General features: G+C 72.1%; 20 protein-coding genes and 1 pseudogene. 4 read left to right on the top strand and 17 right to left on the bottom strand.

Going from position 1 to position 21,122, the window contains the following annotated elements:
- Positions 1 to 112 precede the first annotated feature (112 nt).
- From AY578_RS19925 to tsaB, 4 genes are read right to left on the bottom strand one after another with little or no spacing between them, the layout of a single operon-like run.
- Positions 113 to 376 carry a hypothetical protein gene (locus AY578_RS19925; RefSeq protein ID WP_019527942.1) on the bottom strand — a complete coding sequence of 88 codons (264 nt, stop codon included), beginning with the start codon at positions 374 to 376 and terminating at the stop codon, positions 113 to 115.
- The gene (gene tsaD / locus AY578_RS19920; protein WP_136238192.1) at positions 373 to 1,470 is read right to left on the bottom strand and encodes a tRNA (adenosine(37)-N6)-threonylcarbamoyltransferase complex transferase subunit TsaD; all 1,098 of its coding nucleotides are present in this window, start codon (positions 1,468 to 1,470) and stop codon (positions 373 to 375) included. The genes AY578_RS19925 and tsaD overlap by 4 nt, the downstream gene beginning before the upstream one ends.
- The gene (gene rimI / locus AY578_RS19915; protein WP_028960234.1) at positions 1,463 to 2,020 is read right to left on the bottom strand and encodes a ribosomal protein S18-alanine N-acetyltransferase; all 558 of its coding nucleotides are present in this window, start codon (positions 2,018 to 2,020) and stop codon (positions 1,463 to 1,465) included. Before rimI ends, tsaD begins: the two co-directional genes overlap by 8 nt.
- Positions 2,017 to 2,670 (bottom strand): tRNA (adenosine(37)-N6)-threonylcarbamoyltransferase complex dimerization subunit type 1 TsaB, encoded by a 654-nt coding sequence (gene tsaB, locus AY578_RS19910; protein ID WP_019527945.1) that lies wholly within the window; start codon positions 2,668 to 2,670, stop codon positions 2,017 to 2,019. The genes rimI and tsaB overlap by 4 nt, the downstream gene beginning before the upstream one ends.
- Positions 2,671 to 2,788: 118 nt before the next feature.
- Between tsaB and AY578_RS19905 the strand changes: the two genes are divergently transcribed.
- Positions 2,789 to 3,334 (top strand): hypothetical protein, encoded by a 546-nt coding sequence (locus AY578_RS19905; protein ID WP_215048721.1) that lies wholly within the window; start codon positions 2,789 to 2,791, stop codon positions 3,332 to 3,334.
- A 3-nt stretch (positions 3,335 to 3,337) separates the two neighbouring features.
- On the opposite strand, the gene AY578_RS19900 is transcribed toward AY578_RS19905, so the two are convergent.
- The 5 genes from AY578_RS19900 to AY578_RS19880 form a co-directional block, all read right to left on the bottom strand.
- Positions 3,338 to 3,499 (bottom strand): hypothetical protein, encoded by a 162-nt coding sequence (locus AY578_RS19900; RefSeq protein WP_215048722.1) that lies wholly within the window; start codon positions 3,497 to 3,499, stop codon positions 3,338 to 3,340.
- A gap of 120 nt (positions 3,500 to 3,619) precedes the next feature.
- Positions 3,620 to 4,123: a tRNA (adenosine(37)-N6)-threonylcarbamoyltransferase complex ATPase subunit type 1 TsaE gene (gene tsaE / locus AY578_RS19895; RefSeq protein WP_026244295.1), complete on the bottom strand. Its 504-nt coding sequence runs from the start codon at positions 4,121 to 4,123 to the stop codon at positions 3,620 to 3,622.
- The gene (locus tag AY578_RS19890; RefSeq protein ID WP_258903479.1) at positions 4,092 to 5,282 is read right to left on the bottom strand and encodes an alpha/beta fold hydrolase; all 1,191 of its coding nucleotides are present in this window, start codon (positions 5,280 to 5,282) and stop codon (positions 4,092 to 4,094) included. Before AY578_RS19890 ends, tsaE begins: the two co-directional genes overlap by 32 nt.
- A 36-nt stretch (positions 5,283 to 5,318) precedes the next feature.
- Complete coding sequence (gene alr / locus AY578_RS19885) at positions 5,319 to 6,497, bottom strand: alanine racemase (RefSeq protein WP_258903477.1); 1,179 nt, start codon at positions 6,495 to 6,497, stop codon at positions 5,319 to 5,321.
- Between the two features lie 605 nt (positions 6,498 to 7,102).
- Entirely contained in the window at positions 7,103 to 8,620 is a 1,518-nt protein-coding gene (locus AY578_RS19880; protein WP_136238191.1) for an NAD(P)H-hydrate dehydratase, read from the bottom strand.
- A gap of 203 nt (positions 8,621 to 8,823) precedes the next feature.
- Here AY578_RS19880 and AY578_RS19875 point away from each other — a divergent pair, with 203 nt between their 5' ends.
- Positions 8,824 to 10,044, top strand: coding sequence for a hypothetical protein (locus tag AY578_RS19875; RefSeq protein WP_258903475.1), 1,221 nt, complete (start codon positions 8,824 to 8,826; stop codon positions 10,042 to 10,044).
- Between the two features lie 84 nt (positions 10,045 to 10,128).
- On the opposite strand, the gene AY578_RS19870 is transcribed toward AY578_RS19875, so the two are convergent.
- From AY578_RS19870 to AY578_RS19855, 4 genes and pseudogenes are all read right to left on the bottom strand, one after another.
- Entirely contained in the window at positions 10,129 to 10,965 is an 837-nt protein-coding gene (locus AY578_RS19870) for an RNA polymerase sigma factor SigF (protein WP_019527764.1), read from the bottom strand.
- Positions 10,966 to 11,086: 121 nt separating this feature from the next.
- Positions 11,087 to 11,458, bottom strand: a complete 372-nt coding sequence (locus AY578_RS19865) for a holo-ACP synthase (protein WP_019527765.1) — start codon at positions 11,456 to 11,458, stop codon at positions 11,087 to 11,089.
- Between the two features lie 25 nt (positions 11,459 to 11,483).
- Positions 11,484 to 13,331, bottom strand: a complete 1,848-nt coding sequence (glmS, locus tag AY578_RS19860; RefSeq protein WP_028960237.1) for a glutamine--fructose-6-phosphate transaminase (isomerizing) — start codon at positions 13,329 to 13,331, stop codon at positions 11,484 to 11,486.
- A 102-nt stretch (positions 13,332 to 13,433) separates the two neighbouring features.
- Positions 13,434 to 14,222: pseudogene (locus tag AY578_RS19855) on the bottom strand (hypothetical protein).
- Positions 14,223 to 14,399: 177 nt separating this feature from the next.
- On the opposite strand from AY578_RS19855, the gene coaA reads away from it, so the two are divergent.
- Positions 14,400 to 15,368: a type I pantothenate kinase gene (gene coaA / locus AY578_RS19850; RefSeq protein WP_019527768.1), complete on the top strand. Its 969-nt coding sequence runs from the start codon at positions 14,400 to 14,402 to the stop codon at positions 15,366 to 15,368.
- Positions 15,369 to 15,955: 587 nt separating this feature from the next.
- Here coaA and glmM read toward each other — a convergent pair.
- The 4 genes from glmM to AY578_RS19830 form a co-directional block, all read right to left on the bottom strand.
- Positions 15,956 to 17,314 (bottom strand): phosphoglucosamine mutase, encoded by a 1,359-nt coding sequence (gene glmM, locus AY578_RS19845; RefSeq protein ID WP_019526967.1) that lies wholly within the window; start codon positions 17,312 to 17,314, stop codon positions 15,956 to 15,958.
- A 360-nt stretch (positions 17,315 to 17,674) separates the two neighbouring features.
- Positions 17,675 to 18,187: a 30S ribosomal protein S9 gene (gene rpsI / locus AY578_RS19840; protein ID WP_019526966.1), complete on the bottom strand. Its 513-nt coding sequence runs from the start codon at positions 18,185 to 18,187 to the stop codon at positions 17,675 to 17,677.
- Positions 18,188 to 18,229: 42 nt separating this feature from the next.
- Positions 18,230 to 18,673, bottom strand: coding sequence for a 50S ribosomal protein L13 (rplM, locus tag AY578_RS19835; protein WP_019526965.1), 444 nt, complete (start codon positions 18,671 to 18,673; stop codon positions 18,230 to 18,232).
- 243 nt (positions 18,674 to 18,916) lie between these two features.
- Entirely contained in the window at positions 18,917 to 20,149 is a 1,233-nt protein-coding gene (locus tag AY578_RS19830) for a glycosyltransferase family 87 protein (RefSeq protein ID WP_161230963.1), read from the bottom strand.
- Positions 20,150 to 20,223: 74 nt separating this feature from the next.
- On the opposite strand from AY578_RS19830, the gene AY578_RS19825 reads away from it, so the two are divergent.
- A complete protein-coding gene (locus AY578_RS19825; RefSeq protein WP_028961296.1) occupies positions 20,224 to 21,105 on the top strand; it encodes a hypothetical protein in 882 nt (293 codons plus the stop codon).
- The last annotated feature ends 17 nt before the right edge of the window (positions 21,106 to 21,122 follow it).

The raw sequence follows: 21,122 nt of genomic DNA, 5'->3' as shown, positions 1-21,122 counted from the left end.
GTCAGGCCGGCTGGACTACGGAACTTGGCCCCCGCCGGCGCCATAGGCGCTTCCGGATCTCAAAAGCACACCATTCAGTCGATCCCGGTACTGAGGTGTTAAACGAGTCGGATCACACACTCCCCAGCGACTCGAACCGCCACCGGTGCACCGCCCGCGTGACCAGCGTGCTCTCCGGCTCGGGGAGCTCGGGGAGGTCGGCGTCGAGGGGGGCGTTCCACCAGGTGATGACGAGGACGCGGTCCTGCGGCGCGCGGAAGACCTCCCGGCGCACCGGACGGCGGGGCAGGACGCGGGCCCGCTCCTCGGCCCAGGCCAGCAGGTCGGGGCCGCGGCCGGGCACCGCGCGGGCCTCCCACATCAGCGCGACGGTCATGTGTAGAGGTTCTCCCCGGCGGTCTCGTGGACGTGGTCGTGGGAGTGGGCGCTGCCCGGCACGTGCGGGTCGGTGACCGGAAGCGACGAGTCCGCGGAGAGGTCCCAGTCGGAGGCCGCGCGGTTGCGGGCGACCATCTCCGCGCCGAGGGCGGCCACCATCGCGCCGTTGTCCGTGCACAGCTTGGGGCGCGGCACCCGCAGCCGGATGCCGGCGGCCTCGCAGCGCTCCTGGGCGAGGGCGCGGAGCCGGGAGTTGGCCGCGACGCCGCCGCCGATCATCAGATGGTCGACGCCCTCGTCCTTGCAGGCGCGGACGGCCTTGCGGGTGAGCACGTCCACGACGGCCTCCTGGAAGGACGCCGACACGTCCCGCACCGGCACCTCCTCGCCCGCCGCCCGCTTGGCCTCGATCCAGCGCGCCACGGCCGTCTTCAGCCCGGAGAAGGAGAAGTCGTACGCCGGGTCGCGGGGCCCGGTCAGACCACGCGGGAAGGCGATGGCCTGAGGGTCGCCCTCCCGGGCGTACCGGTCGATGACGGGGCCGCCGGGGAAGCCGAGGTTCAGCACCCGGGCGATCTTGTCGAAGGCCTCGCCGGCCGCGTCGTCGATGGTCGCGCCGAGCGGGCGCACGTCGGAGGTGATGTCGGCGGACAGCAGCAGCGAGGAGTGGCCGCCGGAGACCAGCAGCGCCATCGTCGGCTCGGGCAGCGGCCCGTGCTCCAGCTGGTCGACGCAGATGTGCGAGGCGAGGTGGTTCACCCCGTACAGCGGCTTGCCTAGGGCGTAGGCGTACGCCTTCGCCGCCGAGACGCCGACGAGCAGCGCGCCTGCGAGGCCGGGACCGGCGGTCACGGCGATCCCGTCGAGGTCCCGGGCGCTCACCCCGGCCTCCTTCAAGGCCCGCTCGATGGTGGGGACCATCGCCTCGAGGTGGGCGCGGCTCGCCACCTCGGGGACGACGCCGCCGAAGCGGGCGTGCTCGTCGACGCTGGAGGCGACGGCGTCCGCGAGCAGGGTGGTGCCGCGGACGATGCCGACGCCGGTCTCGTCGCAGGAGGTCTCGATCCCCAGTACCAGGGGTTCGTCAGCCATGGATCTCGGTTCCTTGTACGCCGTTCACGGGGTGGCCCGGGGTCACGGAGGAGGACGGGCCGGTCAAGCGCATGACCAGCGCGTCCACGTTGCCCGGCTGGTAGTAGCCGCGCCTGACTCCGATGACCTCGAAGCCGAAGCGCTCGTAGAGCTTCTGGGCGCGGACGTTGTCGACGCGGCACTCCAGCATGACCTCGGCGCACTCGAACGCCGTGGCCGCGCGCAGCAGCTCGGTCAGCAGCCGCGAGCCGAGCCCGGTGCCCCAGTGGTCGCGGGAGACCGCGATGGTCTGGACGTCGGCCGCCGGGGCGGCGCCGTCGTCGCCCTCCGCGCCGGAGGTGGTGAGGCCGGCGTAGCCGACGATCCGGCCGCCCTCCTCGGCGACGACGTAGCGCCGGGTCGCCCCGGGCCCGCGGGAGTGGGCCAGCTCGGACCAGAACATGCCGCGCGACCACGCGTCCTCGGGGAAGAGGTCGCGCTCCAGCTCCAGCACGGGGTCGATGTCCCACCAGCGCATCTCACGCAGGACGACCGTCTCGGTTCCCGTCACTTGGGGGTGACCACCTTGTAGTTCTTGGGGACCTGGGCATCGGGCCGCCGCAGGTACAGCGGCCGGGGGGCGGGCAGTTCCTCGCCCGCCTTCAGCCTCTCCACGGCCAGCCGGGCGAGGGCGGCGGCGCTCACGTGCTCCGGCTCGTGCGCCCGGGGGAAGGTGTCCGGGTAGAGCAGCGCGCCCGCGCCGACCGCGGGCAGCCCGGCGACCTGGTCGGCGATGTCGGCGGGCCGGTCGACGGCCGGTTCGGTGAGCCGGGTGCGCGAGTCGGCGTACCGCGCCCAGTAGACCTCCTTGCGGCGGGCGTCGGTCGCCACGACGAAGGGGCCGTCCAGGTCGGCCGCGTAGGCCAGGCCGTCCAGCGTGCACACACCGTGCACGGGCACGCCGAGGGCGAGCCCGAAGGTGTCGGCGGTCATCAGGCCGACGCGCAGGCCGGTGTAGGGACCGGGGCCGATGCCGGCCACGATCCCGGTGACGGCGTCGAGCCGCAGACCGGCCTCGGCGAGCACCCGGTCGACGGCCGGGAGCAGCAGTTCGCCGTGGCGCCGGGCGTCCACCTGGCTCGACGAGGCGATGACGTCGTCGCCGTCGTGCAGCGCGACGGTGACGGCGGGGGTGGCGGTATCCAGAGCGAGCAAGAGCACGCAAACAGCCTACGGCTCCCGCGCCCCGGCCACGGCCGCACGGGCCGGACGGTCACGGACTGCTACGGTCGCGTCACATCCGTACAGTGCGGGGCAAAGCAGGACAGGGGTGACGGCGATGGCGGGGACCAGCTCGGCGATCGTGGCGGGGCTGACCGCGGCGGCCCTCGCGACGGTCGGCTACCTCGGCCACCGGGCGGCGGAGACGGTCCCCCCGGACCTGAAGCGGCAGGCGTCCGGCTCCCCGGCGCCCGCACCGAAGGCGCCCCGCAGCAACCACCCGGCCGCGCTGCCGCCGCGCACGGGCCTGGGACAGCGGGTCGTGTACTCGCTGGGCCGCGACCGGGTGTGGCTGGTGGACCAGGGCGACACGGTGCGCCGCACGTTCGGCGTCAGCCCCAGCACGGTCGACCCGGCCCCGGGCACCTACCGGGTGACGTCCCGCTCGGGGGAGGTCACCGGCTCGGACGGCGTCCCGGTGGAACACGTGGTGCGCTTCGCGAGCGTGGACGGCACGGTGATCGGGTTCAGCGCGGCGGTCGACGGCTCGGCGCCCGTCCTCGACCCGACGGAACGCACGGGCGGGATCCGGGAGACCCGGGCGGACGGCGCGGCGATGTGGAAGTTCGCGACCATCGGCCGCACGGTCGTCGTGGTGCCGTAGCCCCTACGCGGCCTCCCGCCGCCCCTCCGCAGCCTTCTCCTGCCGCGGCGGCTCGGGTGCGCGCGGCGGGGTGGAGACGGCGGCGGCCGCGGCGCACGCGGCGAGCAGGTCACGCATGGGCACCGGTCGCGGCGTGGACTCACGCGTGCTCGGGACGGCCGGCATGGCGCCTCCTGTACGTCGGGGGCGGGACGCGGTTAGGTATACCTAACCGCGAGCTGGATACCATGTGACCACGCGGGACGCCGCGTACGCAACACCTTGCCGACAGCTTGTCGGAAACGCTCAGGCGGACAGCGACCCCAGCTCGGCCCCGGCCCAGCGCGCCCCCAGCCCCCGCACGGTCACGTGCCGCACCTCGTCGGTGGTGTCACCGACGGCCCGGTGGATGAGAACGTGCAAGCGGTCCTCGGCCAGCTCCTCGACCTTGCCCTCGCCCCACTCGACGACGACCACCGACTCGGGCAGCGAGACGTCGAGGTCCAGGTCCTCCATCTCGTCGAGGCCGCCCGCCAGCCGGTAGGCGTCGACGTGCACGAGCGGCGGGCCGTCCCCCAGCGAGGGGTGCACCCGGGCGATGACAAACGTCGGCGAGGTCACCGCGCCCCGCACGCCGAGCCCTTCGCCGAGCCCGCGCGTCAGGGTCGTCTTGCCGGCCCCCAGCTCACCGGAGAGCAGCACGAGGTCGCCCGCGCGCAGCAGCTTGGCGAGACGCCGGCCGAGGTCGCGCATCTGCTCGGGGGAGGTGACGGTCAGTTCAGCGAGGCTGTGCGGTACTGCTGCTTCCATAGCCACCCACGGTAGCCCCTGCGGGCACCGCGCCCGCGCGGACGAGCAGGTCGGCGAGGCGGTCGGTCACCTGCTCGGGATGCTCCAGCATCACCAGGTGCCCGGCATCAGGCACGAGCACCAGCTCGGCCCCCGGCAGCAGATCGGCGATGGCCTCACTGTGCTCACTCGGGGTGACAAGATCCTCCACGCCCGCCAGCACCAGCACAGGCAGCTCACCGAAGTGCGCCAACGCCTCAGCCTTGTCATGCCCGTCGAACGCGGGATAGTACTCGGCGACGACATCGATCGGCGTCGACTCGATCATCCGCTCGGCGAACCGCGCGACAGCGGGATCGACATCCCTCGAGGCGAACGAATACCGCTTGATGACCCCGGCGAACAGATCGGCGGTGGCCCGCCGCCCCTTCTCCACCAGCTCGGCCCGCTGCCCCAGCGCCTTCAGCACCCCGGGCAGCACCCGCCGCACGGCGTTGACCCCGGCGACCGGCAGCCCGAAGTTGACCTCCCCCAGCCGCCCCGACGAGGTCCCCACCAGAGCCACGCCGACACACCGCTCCCGGACCAACTCCGGGAACTGATCGGCGAGCGCCATGACGGTCATCCCACCCATGGAATGCCCGACAAGCACCAGCGGCCCCTCAGGAGCAGCGGCATCAACGACGGCCTTCAGATCCCTGCCGAGCTGCTCAATACTGACGGGCTCCCCACGCTCCACCTGCGCGGCGCCCCGCGCGGAACGCCCATGACTGCGCTGGTCCCAGTGCACGGTCCGCACGACACCGCGCAGGGCGGCCCGCTGGAAATGCCAGGAATCCTGATTGAGGCAGTACCCGTGGCTGAACACCACGGTCACGGGCGCGGGCGCCCGCCGCCCGAACAACCGCCGCCGCCTGCCGCTCTCGGCGTCCGCCTCGACCTCGTCGACCTCGTAGTACAGCTCGGTCCCGTCGTCGGCGTACGCCTTGCCGGGCGTCCCCCGCAAAGCCCCATAGGGCCCCGCCGAGTCGAGAACGAGCCGGGCCTTGCGGCGCATGCCCCGGCCGACGGTCATCCGCTCGATGGCCACGCCGGCGGCGGCGCCGGTGGCCAGCACGCCGATCGCGAGGCCCGCGACACCGGTCGCCCTACGCCATCCGGGCGCACTGCTCTCGCTCACGTACCGCTCCTCTTCCCCGGACCCCACGCAGGGCGCTTACCCGCTCTGTTCCCCGTTCACATGAACACGCGGGACTCGGCTGCCGATCCGGGTCACGATCTCGTACGCGATGGTCCCGGACGCCTGCGCCCAGTCCTCCGCGGTGGGCTCACCACGGTCCCCGGGCCCGAACAGCACGGCCTCGGCACCGGGCCCGGGCTCGTCACCCCCCAGATCCACCACGAACTGATCCATGGCAACCCGCCCGGCGACGGTCCGCCACTTCCCCTCGACCAGCACAGGCCCGCCGCCTGAGGCATGCCGGGGAATCCCGTCGGCGTACCCGAGGGGCACGAGCCCCAGGGTCGTGGCCCCGGCGGTCACGTAATGGTGCCCGTAGCTGACGCCGTGCCCGCCCGGAACGTTCTTCACCAGCGCCAGCGACGCCGCCAGCGTCATCGCGGGCCGCAGACCCAGCTCCGTGGACGTGCCGATCTCGGGGCTGGGCGAGACGCCGTACAGGGCGATGCCGGGCCGCACCAGGTCGAAATGGCTCTCGGGCAACGTCAGCGTCGCGGGCGAGTTGGCGATGTGCCGCACCTCGGGCTCGACGCCCTGCGCCTCGGCGTACGCGACCATCTCGCGGAAGGTGAGCAGCTGGGCGGCGATGGACGGGTGCCCGGGCTCGTCGGCGCAGGCGAAGTGCGACCACAGTCCGGTGACCTTGAGCAGCCCCTCGGCCTCGGCACGCAGCGCGCCCGCGACCAGCTCGGGCCAGTCGCCGGGCTGGCACCCGCCGCGGCCGAGCCCGGTGTCCGCCTTGAGCTGCACGCGCGCGGGCCGGCCGGCCGCCCTCGCCGCCGCGACGACCTCGTCCAGCGCCCAGAAGCCGCTCACGGAGACGTCGACGTCGGCCTCGATCGCCTCCCGCCAGGGCCCTCCGGGCGTCCACAGCCAGCACATCACCCGGACGCCGTCCGGCACACCCGACCCGGGCGCCCTCAGCGCGAGCGCCTCCTGGGGCGTGGCGGTGCCCAGCCAGGTGGCGCCGGCCTGCACGGCCGCGCGGGCGCATTCGGCTGCGCCGTGCCCGTATCCGTCGGCCTTCACGACGGCCATCAGGGCGGCGCTGGGGGCACGCTCGCGGAGGGTGCGGACGTTGGCCCGCACGGCGGCCAGGTCGATCACAGCGCGGGCGCGGAGCTGGGCGCCGTGCGGGTCAGCTGTCTCTTTCATCCCGGACAGTCTCTCAGAGGGGGCGTGGGGTGCCCTTGCACCGGGGTGCGTACCTTTTGCCCTCCGTGCGGGTTTCCGTCCGGAGGGTGCACCGGGGCGGGGTGCGGGTCAACTGGCGTTGGGGCAGGTCACGTGGGGGTTGGCGGCCCACGGGGTGTTGTGAGTCGCACCGGGGTAGGTGCGGGCCGGGGGTGTTCGCGCACCTGGCGCCCGCAGGGTGCCGCCGCGCCCACCCGTGCCGCCCCAGCGGCACGAATGCCCGCGTGGGCGGCAGCTTACGGCCGTCGGCTGGCCGCGCGCCCGCGCTTGGCGGTGGGTTGCGGCCGCCCGCGGCGGGGGGGGGAACGGGTGGGGTGGGCGCCCGCAGCGGCTGGCGCGTCCGCGCCCTCCGCTTATCAGCTCGCACTCTCGCGCCAGACCGAGGACGACCGCCCCCACCGCGGCCCCGCACCACCACCCCACCCTGGGCGCTACAGCAACCCCCACCGGACAGGTGAATGCGCCGCAGGCATCAGACCGCAACCACCACCCCCGCCGCAGGCACACGCCCCAAGCCCCAGCCCCACCGGCCGGAACCCCGCCGCAGGCACACGCCCCTCACCCCCTCACCCCCTCACCACACTCCGCCAAGCCTCCGGAATCCGCCCCGCCACACCCTCCGCACTCACCGGCGCCCCCTCCGCCGCGAACCGCCCCGCCAGCCCATGCAGATACGCCGCCACACTCCCCGCGTCCACCGCCGACAACCCCGCCGCCAGCAACGACCCCCCGAGCCCCGACAGCACATCCCCACTCCCCGCCGTGGCCAGCCACGGCGTCCCCGTCGGGTTCACCCGCACCGCACCCCCACCCCCCGCCTCAGCCACCACGGTCGTCGACCCCTTCAGCAGCACAGCCGCCCCGTACCGCGCCGCCAGCTCCCGCGCAGCCGCCAACCGCCCCGACTCCACTTCCTCCCGCTCGACCCCCAGCAACGCGGCCGCCTCCCCCGCGTGCGGAGTCATCAACGTAGGTACGCCCCTCGAGCCCCGCCCCCGCACATCCCCGACCTCCGCCAGCCGCAACCCGTCCGCGTCGATCAGCACCGGCACATCAGCAGCCAGCACCTCCCCCACCGTCGCCGCGTCGTCCCCCGCTCCAGGTCCGACGACCCACGCCTGCACCCGCCCGGCCCGCGAAGGTCCCCGCTCGGACACCAGCGTCTCGGGATACCGAGCCAACACCGCACCGCTCGCCGGCCCCACGTACCGCACGGCCCCGGCCCCACCCCTCAAGGCACCCCCCACCGCCAGCACAGCGGCCCCCGGATACCGGGCGGACCCGGCCGCAACCCCGACCACCCCCCGCCGGTACTTGTCACTCTCAGCCCTCGGCACCGGCAGCAACCGCGCCACATCCGCATGCTGCAACGCCTCCGCAGCCGCCTCCCCGGCCCCAGAACCCGAACCAGAACCCGAACCCGAACCAGAACCAGAACCCGACTCCGAACCCCAACCCCGCATCGACAACCCGATGTCGACGAACCGCACCACCCCCGCGTACTCCCGCCCCGGATCGATCAGCAACCCCGGCTTGTACGCCCCGAACGTCACCGTCACATCCGCCCGAACCGCGGCCCCCCGCACCTCCCCCGTATCCGCGTCGACCCCACTGGGCAGATCAACGGCGACGACAACCCCCCGCCCCCGCCGAGCAGCCTCCGCCAACGGCACAGCCGCCTCCCGCAGCCCGCCCTTCCCCCCGATCCCCACGATCCCGTCCACCACGAGATCAGCGCCCTCGACAAGCGCGACCGCCCCCGCGTCCCCCGCCTCGACCACAAGACCCCCCGCGCGCCGCAACGCGGCCAGCCCACCCGTATGGGCCCGCCCCGGCGCCAGCAGAACGGCCCGCACCCCGGCCCCCCGCCGAGCCAGCCGGGCCCCGGCGTACAAGGCATCGCCCCCGTTGTCCCCGCTGCCCACCAGCAGCACCACCCGGCTGCCGTACACCCGCCCCAGCACATCGGCGCACACCACAGCCAGCCCCGCGGCCGCGCGCTGCATCAGCGCCCCCTCAGGCAACCGCGCCATCAGTTCCCGCTCCGCCGCCCTGACCGTCTCCACGCTGTAAGCAGTCCGCATGCCTCCGAGTTTCCCGCAAGACCCACCCCCTCGCCCCTCTCCTCACCCGCCCCCACCGCCCCCTTGACTCCTCCCGCCACCGTTGCCACACTCCCGCCCCCACCAGGGTGAATCGATTCACTCGAACCGGTTCGACGACCGACACCCCTAACCGACACCCCCGACCGACACCCCCAACCGACAACCCGAGGACGAGGACCCCCATGCGACGCAGAGCCGCGTTACCAGCCTCAGCAGCAGCCACCGCCCTCCTCGCAGCGCTGGCCACTGTCTCCGCCCCCGCCACCCCCGCCCACGCCCACGCCCCCGCCCACGCCCACGCCCCCGCCCACGCCCACGCCCACGCCCACGCCCACGCCCACGCCCACGCAGCAGCCTGCGGCGACGGCACCTTCCACGCCGAGGCCGTCCAGAACGGCTCCACCTGGACCGCCCGCCGAGGCAGCAGCACGGTGTACACGGGGACGGACATGCGCGCCGCCGTCCAGGCGGCGATCGGCGCCCTCACGGCGAACCGCACCAGCAAGGAACGCGTGGTGGTCCGCGGCTCCGGCTCCGTCTCGGCCGGCTCCCGCATCTCGCTGCCGAGCTACACGGTCCTGGACGTCTGCGGCACGATCGACGTCACGGGCAGCGGCTCGGGCGACCAGGCGCCGGTCTACTCGCGCGGCACCCACGACATCGAGGTGCAGCACCTCGACGTCACCGGCGCCCCGCTCTACGGCATCTTCCTGCGCAACGTGGAGAACGTGGTCCTGGGCCAGATCGACATGCGCCTCTCCCGAGGCCTCGGCGTCCGCATCGACAACCGCGGCGACACCAGCCGGTGGACGCGCAACGTCCGTATCGACGACGTGTACGTGTCCGGCGCGTCGAGCCACGCCGTGGAGACGTACGGCGTGGACGGCCTGACCGTCGGCACCGTGACCGCCCGCAACGTGGGCGAGTCCGGTCTCCTCCTCAACCAGACCGTCAACGCGACGGTGACGAAGGTGGACGCGGAGAATGCCGGCACCGGCACCGGCTACGCGGCGTTCCGCATGGCCAACCGCAACGGCCGGATCGGCAGCAGCTACGCGACGAACATCCGCGTGGGCGAGGTGATCGCACGGGGCGGCGGCCGGGGCGTGTTCTGCGTGTCGGAGAGCGGCGGGGCGACGATCGACCGGATCACGCTCTCGAACACCGGCAACAACGCGATCCTGATCGAGAACTGCTACAACGTGAACCTCGCGGCGCAGAGCGGCACGGTCACGGGCGGCGGCGAGATCCGCCTGGCGGCCCGTTCGGAGTTCGCCAACAACAGGGACATCACGGTCCAGAACCTGACGGTGACGAACTCGTCGATCCGCGAGAGCCCCTGCGGCGAGAACATCACCTTCCGCAACAACCGCCTGGTGAACAGCGCGCAGTCCATCTGCTGAACACCCGCACACCACAGCGGGGTGCGGCACCCGAAGGCACCGCACCCCGCTCAACCCGCTGTCAGAGCAAAACCGCCCCGCACCTCAGCTGGTGCTGAGCATCCCCGCCCGCAGCCGCTTGAGCGTCCGCGACAGCAGTCGCGACACGTGCATCTGCGAGCACCCCAGCCGCTCACCGATCTCGGCCTGGGTCAGCTCCTCCACGAACCGCCAGTGGACGATCTTCCGCTCACGCTCGTCCAGGTCGGCGATCATCGGGGCGAGGGCGTGGAAGTCCTCGACCAGGCCCAGGGCCGCGTCCTCGGCACCGATGAAGTCGGCGAGGACGGACTCGCCGTCGGGCTCGCTGCCGATGGCGGCGTCGAGGGAGGCGGAGTTGTAGCCGTTGGCGGCCAGCCGGGCCTCGTTGACCTCGGCCTCGGTGAGGCTCATCAGCGTGGCCAGCTCGGCGGTCGTCGGCGTACGGCCCAGCCGGCTGCGCAGCTCCTCGGTGGCGCGGGCGAGCTGCACCCGGGCCTCCTGGAGACGGCGCGGCACGTGCACGGACCACGAGGTGTCACGGAAGAAGCGCTTGATCTCGCCGACGATGTAGGGGATCGCGAAGGAGGTGAACTCGACCTCGCGGGACAGCTCGAACCGGTCGATGGCCTTGATCAGACCGATCATGCCGACCTGGACGATGTCCTCCATCTCCTCCGGGCCGCGGCTGCGGAACCGGCCGGCCGCGTAGCGGACCAGGGACATGTTCATCTCGATCAGCGTGTTGCGCGCGTACTGGTACTCGTGGGTACCTTCCTCCAGCTCCGTCAGCCGCCGGAAGAACTGCCGGGACAGTTCCCGCGCGTCCTGCGGCGCGACCTGGCCGGGATTCGCGACCTCCGGCAGCTCGGTCACACTCTGCGCCTGGTCCGTCCGCGCCATTGTCGACGTCACAGTAAAGCCCTCCCTCATTGGTGCCCCCGCTCCGATACCGGCTCCCTGCCTGTACCCCCACTTCCGGGTTACACGCACTTGGCCTAAAGAATTTCGGCGGAGACGTGGGTCACCCCTCCGCGACCACGACCGCGGAGGCCACTCCGGCGTCGTGGCTGAGCGAGACGTGCCAGGAGCGGACGCCCAGCTCAGCAGCGCGCGCGGCGACGGTCCCCTTGACCCGCAGCCGCGGCTGCCCGCTGTCCTCGCACCACACCTCGGCGTCGGTCCAGTACAGCCCCGCGGGCGCACCGAGCGCCTTGGCGAGCGCCTCCTTGGCGGCGAACCGCGCCGCCAGGGAGGCGATGCCGCGCCGCTCCCCGCTGGGCAGCAGCAGCTCGCTCTCCACGAAGAGCCGCTGCGCCAGTCCGGGCGTGCGTTCCAGCGACGCGGCGAACCGCTCGATCTCGGCGACGTCGATCCCGACTCCGATGATGCTCATGCGGGCACCCTAATTCGGGGCGGCCTCACTCCACGGTCACGGACTTGGCGAGGTTGCGCGGCTGGTCGACCTCGTTGCCGCGGGCGGTGGCCAGCTCGCAGGCGAACACCTGCAGCGGCACGGTCGCGACCAGCGGCTGGAGCAGCGTCGGCGTGACAGGGACGCGGATCAGATGGTCGGCGTACGGAACGACCGCGTCGTCGCCTTCCTCCGCGACCACGATGGTCCGGGCGCCGCGCGCGCGGATCTCCTGGATGTTGGACACGATCTTGTCGTGCAGCACGGACCGCCCACGCGGCGAAGGCACCACCACGACAACCGGCAGATCCTCCTCGATCAACGCGATGGGCCCGTGCTTCAGCTCCCCCGCCGCGAACCCCTCGGCGTGCATGTAGGCGAGCTCCTTCAGCTTGAGCGCACCCTCCAGCGCCACGGGATAACCGACGTGCCGCCCCAGAAAGAGAACCGTGTCCTTCTCCGCCAACGACCGGGCGAGCTCCCGCACGGGCTCCATGGTCTCCAGAACCCGCTCGACGGCCCCGGCGATCGACCCGAGGTCGCGCACCACCGCACGGATCTCGTCCGCGTACTTGGTCCCGCGCACCTGCCCCAGATACAGCGCGACCAGATAACAGGCGACCAGCTGCGTCAGGAACGCCTTCGTCGACGCGACGGCGACTTCCGGCCCCGCGTGCGTGTACAGCACGGCGTCCGACTCCCGCGGGATGGTCGACCCGTTGGTGTTGCAGATGGCCAGCACCTTGGCGCCCTGCTCCCGCGCGTGCCGCAGCGCCATCAGCGTGTCCATGGTCTCGCCGGACTGGGAGATGGCGACGACGAGCGTCTGCTGGTCCAGGATCGGGTCGCGGTAGCGGAACTCGCTCGCCAGCTCCACCTCGCACGGCACGCGCGTCCAGTGCTCGATGGCGTACTTGGCGATGAGCCCGGCGTGGAAGGCGGTGCCGCAGGCGACGATGACGACCTTGCCGACCTCGCGCAGCACGTTCGCCGGGATGCGCACCTCGTCCAGCGTCAGGGAACCCGACCCGTCGGTACGGCCCAGGAGCGTGTCGGCGACGGCCTTCGGCTGCTCGGCGATCTCCTTGAGCATGAAGTAGTCGTAGCCGCCCTTCTCGGCGGCGGAGGCGTCCCAGTCGACGTGGTACTCGCGGACGTCGGCCGGGGCTCCGTCGAAGTCGGTCACGGTCACCGCGTCCCGGCGCAGCTCGACCACCTGGTCCTGGCCCAGCTCGATCGCGTCACGCGTGTGGGCGATGAACGCGGCGACATCCGAAGCAAGGAACGACTCCCCCGCCCCGACACCGACCACCAGCGGCGAGTTGCGGCGCGCACCCACAACCACGTCCGGTTCGTCGGCGTGCACGGCCACGAGCGTGAACGCGCCCTCCAGCCGCCGGCACACCAGCCGCATCGCTTCCGCGAGGTCGGCGCAGGCGGAGTACTCCTCGGCGAGCAGATGGGCGACGACCTCGGTGTCGGTCTCGGAGGTCAGTTCGTGACCGCGCTCGGTCAACTCCTCGCGCAGGGCGGCGAAGTTCTCGATGATGCCGTTGTGGACGACGGCGACCCGGCCCGCGTTGTCCAGGTGCGGATGGGCGTTGGCGTCGGTCGGACCGCCGTGCGTGGCCCACCGGGTGTGGCCGATGCCGGTCGTGCCCGTGGGCAGCGGCCGTTCGCTCAGCTCCTTCTCCAGGTTGACCAGCTTCCCGGCCCTCTTCGCCGTGGCCAGCCCGCCGTCGGCCTGCACGGCGACGCCCGCCGAGTCGTAGCCCCGGTACTCCAGTCGCTTCAGTCCGGCCGTCACGACGTCAAGCGCCGACTGCGGCCCCACGTAACCCACGATTCCGCACATGCCGGGCAGCCTACGGTCAGTCAGCCGCCGAAAACGGCCTCCGCGTGCCCGAATTCGGAAATTCCCACCGGTGCACGAGGCACCGGTGGGTGAGGTTCCGCGTCAGCCGAGCTTGGCGACCTGGGCGGCGACGACGTCGGCGGGGACCTCGAAGTCCTTGCCGGTGGCCATCGACGCCAGGTTCACGGCGCTGAAGGTGACCACGGTCGAGCCCTTCCGCACCAGGACGATCTTGGCGGGGGCCTTGACGCCCTCCTCCGCGGCGACGGTCAGGGTGACGGCGGCACCCTCGTCGCCGCCCTCGGGCGCGTCGCCGGTGGCGACCTTCACGACGTCCAGCGGCTCACCGACGAGGGTGGCCTTGAACCCGCCCGCGCACTTCTCGGCCGCCGTGACGACACCCTTCACGGCCTGCGCGGCGCCGTCACCCTCGTACGACGCGAGATTGATCAGCACCTTCTCCGTGTCCAGCGCGGCCAGGAGCGCGTCCTCGGGCTTGGTGTCCGGGCCCGGCTTCACCGGGTCGCCCGTGAAGGACCGCTTCACGGTCGCGGCCGGCTCCCCCTGCGCCACACCGGCCTAGGCGTGCGCGAGCGGCAGACAGGCGGGGTCTTCACTCTTGACCTGGTCCGCGGCGATGTCGTCGGTCGCGGGAAGCTTGGTGGCGACCTTGCCGCCCTTGACGTCCGACTGCGCGAGGGCGGCCTTCTCCAGCTCGGCGGCGGTGAGCGTCTTCGCCGGCGCGGCGGCGGAGGTGCTGGGCGCGGCCTTGCCCTTGCCCTCGTCGGCCTTGTCCTGGTCGTCGCCGGAGCCGCCGCAGGCGGTGACGAGCAGGGCCAGCGCGGCGGCGGAGGCGGCGAGCGCGGTACGACGGACGGAACTGGTTCTCACGCGGAAACTCTTTCTCGAAGGTGCGGAGGAATGATCCGCATCACGTGCGCGCACTGTAGACACAGCCGCTTCACAGTTGATCATCGGGACCCCCGCAGAAACCCGGCGTGACACAGCCCACCTGTCGCCGCGTTCAAACTCCGTTAACAATGGACTGTGATCTCTCCGGTCTCCTCGATGCCCCGGAGCGCCCACCGGCAGCGGCCGGAGGCGACTCCCTACGTCGACCTCACCCGTTCCGAGTGGAGCGCGCTGCGCGACAAGACGCCGCTGCCGCTGACGGCGGAGGAGGTGGAACAGCTGCGCGGCCTCGGCGACGTCATCGACCTCGACGAGGTGCGGGACATCTACCTCCCGCTGTCCCGGCTGCTCAACCTCTACGTCCGCGCCACCGACGGGCTGCGCGGCGCGCTCAACACCTTCCTCGGCGAGAAGGGCTCCCAGTCGGGCACGCCCTTCGTCATAGGAGTCGCGGGCTCCGTCGCCGTAGGCAAGTCGACGGTGGCGCGCCTTCTCCAGGCCCTGCTCTCCCGCTGGCCCGAACATCCCCGCGTGGAACTCGTCACGACGGACGGCTTCCTGCTCCCGACCAAGGAACTCCAGGCCCGCGGCCTGATGTCGCGGAAAGGTTTCCCCGAGTCCTACGACCGCCGGGCGCTGACGCGCTTCGTGGCGGACATCAAGGCCGGCAAGTCCGAAGTCACCGCGCCCGTCTACTCCCACCTGATCTACGACATCGTCCCGGGCGAGAAGCTCACGGTGCGGCGGCCGGACATCCTGATCGTGGAGGGCCTCAACGTCCTTCAGCCGGCGCTGCCCGGCAAGGACGGACGCACCCGGGTCGGTCTCGCCGACTACTTCGACTTCAGCGTGTACGTGGATGCTCGTGCCGAGGACATCGAGCAGTGGTACCTGAACCGGTTCCGGAAGCTGCGGCAGACGGCGTTCCAGGATCCGTCGTCGTACTTCCGGAAGTACACGCAGGTGTCTGAAGAGGAGGCGTTGGACTACGCCCGCACGATGTGGCGGACCATCAACAAGCCGAACCTCGTCGAGAACATCGCCCCTACGCGGGGCCGGGCAACCTTGGTCCTCCGCAAGGGCCCGGACCACAAGGTCCAACGCCTGAGCCTACGCAAGCTCTGACCTACGGGAACCAAGGGGTGCTGCACACCCCGTCGCCTTCAACCACCCCGGGGCGGGTGCGGGCCGGGGGGTGTTCGCGCACCTGGCGCCCGCAGGGTGCCGCCGCGCCCACCCTCCCCCACTCTCGGCTTCGCTCGAGCGGGAGGTACCCCCATCGCCCTAGGCAGCACGACTGCCCGCAGTGGGCGGCAGCTTGCGGCCGTCGGCTGGCCGCGCGCCCGCGGTTGGCGGTGGGTTGCGGCCGCCCGCGCAACCGGGTGTCCGTCCAGCCGCCCGCGGCGGGGAGGGGACGGGGTGGGGGTGGGCGCCCGCAGCGGCTGGCGCGTCCGCGCCCTCAGCCTCTCCAGCACGCACTCTCGCGCCAGACCGAGGACGACCGCCCCCACCGCGGCCCCGCACCACCACCCCACCCTGGGCGCTACAGCAACCCCCACCGGACAGGTGACTGCGCCGCAGGCATCAGACCGCAACCCCCACCCCCGCCGCAGGCACACGACCCAAGCCCCAGCCCCACCGGCCAGAACCCCGCCGCAGGCCCACGACCTCAGCCCTCACCAGACGCGGAACCGCGCCGCAGGCCCACGCCCTCAGCCCAGTGCCGACTTCACCGCGTCCGCGAGCCGCCCAGCCACCGACCGCGCCTGGTCGATGTCGGCCGCTTCCACCATCACCCGCACCAAAGGCTCCGTGCCCGACGGCCGAAGCAGCACACGCCCCGTCTCGCCCAGCTCCTGCTCCGCCTCGGACACCGCCGTCGCCAGCTCCGCCGACGTCTTCACACGGGACTTGTCCACATCAGGCACATTGATCAGCACCTGCGGCAGCCGCTCCATCACACCGGCCAGCTCCCGCAGCGACCGCCCGCTCTCCGCGACCCGAGCCGCCAGCAGCAGCCCCGTCAGCGTCCCGTCCCCCGTCGTGGCGTGGTCGAGGACGATCACGTGCCCGGACTGCTCGCCGCCCAAGGCGAACCCGTGCTGCTTCATCTCCTCCAGCACGTACCGGTCCCCCACCGCCGTCTGGACGAGCCGGATCCCCTCCCGCTCCATGGCGAGCTTGAACCCGAGGTTCGACATGACAGTGGCGACGACCGCGTCGGACCGCAGTGCCCCCCGCTCCCGCATGGCCAGCGCCAGCACGGCGAGGATCTGGTCCCCGTCGACCTCCTCCCCCGTGTGGTCGACGGCGAGACACCGGTCGGCGTCCCCGTCGTGCGCGATACCCAGCGCGGCCCCGTGCTCGACCACGGCGGCCTTCAGCTGCGCCAGATGCGTGGACCCGCACCCGTCGTTGATGTTCAGCCCGTCCGGCTCGGCACCGATCGTCACGACCTCGGCCCCGGCCCGCCGGAACGCCTCGGGCGACACCTGCGACGCCGCGCCGTGCGCCTCGTCCAGCACGATCTTCAGACCGTCGAGCCGGTTCGGCAGAACGCCCACGAGGTGGGCGACATACGTGTCGAAGCCCTCGTCGTAGTCCCGCACGCGCCCGACCCCGGCCCCGGTGGGCCGGTCCCACGGCGCACCGGTCCGGTGCTCCTCGTAGATCGCCTCGATCCGGTCCTCCAGCTCGTCGGCGAGCTTGTGCCCGCCGCGGGCGAAGAACTTGATCCCGTTGTCGGGCATGGCGTTGTGGCTGGCGGAGAGCATCACGCCGAGGTCGGCGCCGAGCGCGCCGGTGAGGTGGGCGACGGCCGGCGTCGGCAGTACGCCGACCCGCAGCACGTCCACGCCCGCGCTGGCGAGCCCGGCGACCACGGCGGCCTCCAGGAACTCCCCGGACGCGCGCGGGTCCCGCCCGACGACGGCGGTGGGCCGGTGCCCTTCGAACGTGCCCGCCTCGGCCAGTACGTGCGCGGCGGCGACGGACAGGCCGAGCGCCATCTCCGCCGTCAGATCCGCGTTGGCGACACCGCGCACGCCGTCCGTGCCGAAGAGTCGTCCCACTTGTCCTCCTGAGGATGCGTCAGTATCGGCAGCCCTCCAGGGCCCCGCCACCAAGGTCCCGCCGAGGCGATGGACCGGCCCGTACGGCCGACGGCTGTGCCACTGACAAAGCTGAGCTTCTGCTGTTCGTCGATGCTTCTGATGTTCGACGGTCACGGACTTCCTGCGGCTCCCGAGCCGCAGGAACGCGGACCACGACGTCGCCGGGCGCACACCACGGCGTCACCGCCCGACCATCCGATCACATTAGCGTTTGAGCGCCTTGTGCCGTTATACGCCCGCGCCAGTGAATAAACGAACGCCCCGGCAGCACGATGGCGTGCCGCCGGGGCGTTCGGAGTACGCGCGAGCGCCCTGCGATTAGCGCTTGCTGTACTGCGGAGCCTTGCGGGCCTTCTTCAGACCGGCCTTCTTCCGCTCGACCGCACGGTCGTCGCGGCGCAGGAAGCCGGCCTTCTTCAGCGGACCGCGGTTGTTGTCGACATCCGCCTCGTTCAGCGCACGGGCGACACCGAGACGGAGCGCACCGGCCTGACCGGAGACACCGCCACCCGCGATGCGGGCGATGACGTCGTAGCGGCCCTCGAGCTCGAGCACCTTGAAGGGCTCGTTCACTTCCTGCTGGTGCACCTTGTTCGGGAAGTAGTCCTCGAGGGTGCGACCGTTGATCTTCCACTTGCCGGTGCCCGGGACGATCCGGACGCGGGCGATGGCGTTCTTGCGACGGCCCAGGCCGGCGGCCGGCTGGGGCTCACCGAAGCGGGACGCCATGGACTCCGAGGTGTACTCACCCTCGACGGGCACCTCGGACTCGGTGGTGTAGCTGTCGATGTCAAGCTCTTCGAGCGGCTGCTCGGCAGTGGTCTCGGCCACGATTCTCCTCAGATTCTCTTCGGTCTTAGGGGGTGGCCGGACTTACTGCGCGACCTGGGTGATCTCGAACGGCACCGGCTGCTGGGCAGCGTGCGGGTGCTGGTCGCCCGAGTAGACCTTCAGCTTCGAGAGCATCTGACGGCCCAGGGTGTTCTTGGGGAGCATGCCCTTGACGGCCTTCTCGATGGCCTTCTCGGGGTTCTTGGCAAGCAGCTCGTCGTAGCGGACGGAGCGCAGACCGCCCGGGTAGCCCGAGTGGCGGTACGCCATCTTCTGGGTCCGCTTGTTGCCGGAGAGGTGCACCTTGTCGGCGTTGATGATGATGACGAAGTCACCGGTGTCGACGTGGGGCGCGTAGATGGGCTTGTGCTTGCCACGCAGGATGGAGGCGGCAGTGGAGGCCAGACGGCCCAGGACGACGTCCTGAGCGTCGATGACGTGCCACTGGCGCGTCACATCGCCGGGCTTGGGGCTGTACGTACGCACGGTTCGTAGCCTTCGCTTCTTCAGTGAATGGTCCTGACAAGGTCACCGAAGACGATCACGACAGCCCTGACCGCACAGCGGTGACGCAAACCGCGTGCTGGTCGCTGGTCATCGGCCCGGTGGACCGGTGTAAGGGCCCCTCACGTGAGAATGAGTAAGCCACTACACACAACAGAGACGCAGAATACCCGCGCTCGGCCGGACGGGTCAAAACGAGCCCGCCGCCCGTGGGCGCCCCCCATTTTACGGCCGTACGGCGCCCCCCGTGGCCGCACGCCACCCGCCCTCCCCCCGACCAGCCTCTTCCCCCTCCGAAGCACCCCCGGTGTCCCGCGCGCTCCGCGCGCCCCGGACCGCGTGGTACGCCATCGTCCCCGCCAGCACACACAGCGTGACGAAGTCCCGGAACGCCCGCCGCTTCCCCGACTCCAGCCACGGCCAGGTCACCCCCGGCAGCTGCGGCACCAGCGCCAGCCAGAACCCCGGCCGCCGGGTCACCGACCCCGCGTACGGCATTCCGGCGAGCAGCAGCGGCAGCACGACGAGCAGGTAGTGGTTGTAGGAGGGCCGCGACACCAGGAACGCGGACAGCATCAGCCCGGCGGACGTCTCCGCCAGCCGCAGCGCCTGGGGACCCGGCCCCCGCCACCGCCGGTACGCGCACGCCACCCCCACCGCGGCGGCGGCCACCGCCAGCGCCTGCGCCAGGGCCTGCGGCACCCCGAGCCGGGGCAGCACAGCAGCCGGGCCCGCTTCGTAGAGCCGGAGGAAGGAGTCGTCGGCGGTGAAGAGGAAGGGAAGCGTCTGGGTGAGGAAGCCGGTGGGGTCGGGCAGGAAGAAGGCGGCCGCCACCGACGAGACCGCCGGCACCAGCACCACCAGCGCGAGCGCACCCCACCGGCGGGCGAAGAGGAACAGCAGCGCCATCGGCGCGAGCAACGGCTTCAGCGCCACCGCCACCCCGATCACCGCACCCGCCGCGACCCACCGCCCCCGGCTCGCCAGCAGCAGACACAGGGGCAGCGCCAGCACGGCCGTCACCGTCCAGTTGCCCAGCCGCACCAGCTGCGCGAACGGCGCGAAGCCGACCACCAGCCCGAACAGCCCGAGCACGGCGATCCTGCTGCGCAGCGGCACCCGGTGCAGCAGCAGCGCGCACACCCAGCCGGCCGTGAGCGCGAGGACGACCAGGACCGGCATCAGCACGTCCAGCACGGACCGCGGCAGCAGCGCCTGCGGGGCGGCCGCCATCACCGCGCTCGGGAAATAGAGGAAGTGCGCGTCGTCGTACGGCGATCCGCCGTCCAGCCAGGTGCGCGCCGCGTCCACGACGATGCCGTTGTCCATGCCTCCGTCCGAGGTCACCAGCACCGTATGGGTCGTCAGAGCGGCCAGGACCGCCAGAAGTCCGGCCCACCAGCCGATGCCCGCGGGGCGCACCAACCACCCGGAGATGTCGCTTTTGCCCGTCGCCATGGGCGCAACGCTAGGGCCTCGCGGGCCCGTTGAGGCGGACCAGCACACCCCTTGCCCCGTCTAAGATGCGCCCCATGAGCTTTGGGCAGGGGGGGTCCTCCCAGCAGTGGGATCCCTGGAAACCGAATTCGCAGCAGCCGTGGAACGGCGGCAGCGCCGGCGGGTCACCCGACTGGGCGGCGCTCGCCGACGCGTCCGAGGCGCGCGCCAAGCGGCGCCGGCTGCTGTTCATAGGCGGCGGCGCACTCGCCGCCGTGGCGATAGGCACCGCGGTGGCGGTCGCCGTCGTGTCGGCGGGCGGCTCGGACCAGGCCGGCCCGGGCACCGAGTCCCAGCTGCCCGGCGTCTCCGACCTGCCGAGCGCCACGGGCACGGTCCCGTCGTTCGAGCCGACGAGCGCCCCGCCCCCGCTGGACCCCAAGGACTTCGTCGCCAGCGCCCAGAAGGACAAGGCGCCGCTGAGCCCCGACATCCTGTTCCCGGGCACGCAGCTGACCATGGGCGACACGGTCTACAAGAAGGGCCCGACGGCGGACACCAAGAACTGCGCGTCCGCGGCGAAGGCGACGCTCCCCAAGGTCCTCACGGACAACAAGTGCACGCGCCTGATCCGCGTCACCTACAGCCGGGACGGCGTGGCGGTGACGGTCGGCGTGGCGGTCTTCGCGACCGAGGCGCAGGCGACGAAGGCCAAGCAGCAGGCGGACGCGAAGAGCATCGTCAAGTCGCTGTCCGGCGGCGGGGTGAAGGACTTCTGCGTCGGCGCGGTCTGCCGCTCCACCACCAACGCCTACGGCCGCTACGCCTACTTCACGCTGTCCGGCTTCACCAGCGGCAAGGACGTGACGGAGAAGGACAAGGCCGTCTTCCGGACGGGCGACGACCTCCAGGAGTTCACGTACCGTCAGATCCGCCGCAGGGGCGAGGCCCAGGCGTCGGCGGCGGCGGCCGGCTGACCCCGCCGCCCGGGGCG

It is taken from the genome of Streptomyces thermocarboxydus (assembly GCF_024760485.1).
Taxonomy (GTDB): Bacteria; Actinomycetota; Actinomycetes; order Streptomycetales; family Streptomycetaceae; genus Streptomyces; species Streptomyces cellulosae.
This window is presented reverse-complemented; position numbering and strand designations above follow the sequence as displayed.